1 protein-coding gene is annotated in these 1,552 nt (G+C 36.1%); it reads right to left on the reverse strand.

The features are described 5' to 3' along the window. Positions 1-616: 616 nt before the first annotated feature. Positions 617-928 carry a sigma factor-like helix-turn-helix DNA-binding protein gene (locus tag G7Y56_RS18385; protein WP_165045909.1) on the reverse strand — a complete coding sequence of 104 codons (312 nt, stop codon included), beginning with the start codon at positions 926-928 and terminating at the stop codon, positions 617-619. Positions 929-1,552 lie beyond the last annotated feature (624 nt).

The following is a 1,552-nucleotide window of genomic DNA, read 5'->3' on the forward strand; positions in this document are numbered from 1 at the left end:
TTGTCTGAACCATTTTACATAAACTAAACGCTCGTTGGGCTCTTGTTAAGATAACCAATACGCGCATTTTTGGCAAAGGTAAAGCCCATGACAATATCTCACAAGATGCTCTTTCCCGAACGCTTACAATTTTATAGCCTTATCATTCCTGTTTTAACGGCATCAACACGCCACTATATCCCCTTTGCGAATATCTATTTGCGGACACACTGGTAAAAATTCAAGCCTCACGGTTTAGTATCAAAATATTATGCTCTGCATAATATTTTGATGCTAAAAATTTTACGTGTCGTCCGCTTCATAAAAGGAGCAAAGGGGATATAGCTCGCCGTGCCGATGCCGGTGCATATAAGACAGGAGGAATGTTATTGTCATGATTCGTCACGTGAACAGTAAAATAATGTAAGAGATCAATCTATTGTTTCAGTTTAGGGGGATAAAAGCTGCCGGCACTCAGTCCTTGCATATAAGTTGTCTATTTTCCTTTTCTTTGACTCTTCTGTGCGGCTCTGCCTCACCTTTACTTTAATTCCTAAAATAGGATAAAGATACGATGGAGGAAATTTCACTAACCAGAGATAGTTATTACAGCTATACATAAAAACCACAAAACATACTAAACACCATACTTGGTTAGATTAAGCCGAATAGATTTCAATGCACAGCATATAAGATAATTTACTCTATTGACAGAGACCCCCATATCATCTGCAATATCTCGGTATGAGAGGTCTTCTTCCCTGCTCATTTTAAAAGCCTTTTGTTGATGTATGGTTAACTTATCTTTCTCCTGCTTTATCAGTCCTTCTATTTCATTGGCAGTTACCTCTCTGAATGTATCTGATTGGTGATCTGCAATCTCGGCTAACAGACATTCTGGCAAGCGTTCAAATCTACCAATGACTCTCAGTTTATCAAATATCGGCATGTTATTAAACAAATTTCACTTAGAGAAACCATTTTCTCTAAGTAATTAAATACTTGTATCATTATTTTGCTTTTCAGAATTCACACGGTAATACGAAAACTGCTGGGTCAGTAAATAGAATTACGTGTTTTTAATGAACTTCCGTGTGAATTCCTAGTAAGCAAATTGTTTAAATATAATTCTGATCTGTTTTGACTAAGCAGGTTTCACAGCCTCTAGGTAATTTAGAGCATCAGTAACTTAAATTGATTGAGTAAGTAGTGTCTATGAATTGCTGCGAAACCTGAATTAGCCGAAGTCTGGGTATGAACTTCTTCTCTCTTCTTCTCTCTTCTTCTCTCTTCTCTCTCCTTCTCTTTTATTCTTTATAGCCTGGTTGTATTAGAATTGATATATCTTTGACACCAGCAAAAATATTTAAGCACTCATCAGTATTTAGTTAGAGAGTGTTTAAATTCCTATGTGACCTAATCAAATCGAAGTAACAGCATACGGATCTAACCCGAATATACCTAAATTTCATTAGCAGTTTTCAATAAGAACAATAGTTGCATGGATTTCCGGATAGTATTCCCTATCTTTACTTAGGGTTAAAAGACTAATTCAATATTTCAGTATATGGGC

The sequence above is a fragment of the Dysgonomonas sp. ZJ709 genome (genome assembly GCF_011039195.1).
Taxonomy (GTDB): Bacteria; Bacteroidota; Bacteroidia; order Bacteroidales; family Dysgonomonadaceae; genus Dysgonomonas.

Excerpts from the sequence above, each read along its gene's own strand:
- G7Y56_RS18385 (WP_165045909.1), bottom strand. The coding sequence starts at position 928 with ATGCCGATATTTGATAAACTGAGAGTCATTGGTAGATTTGAACGCTTG.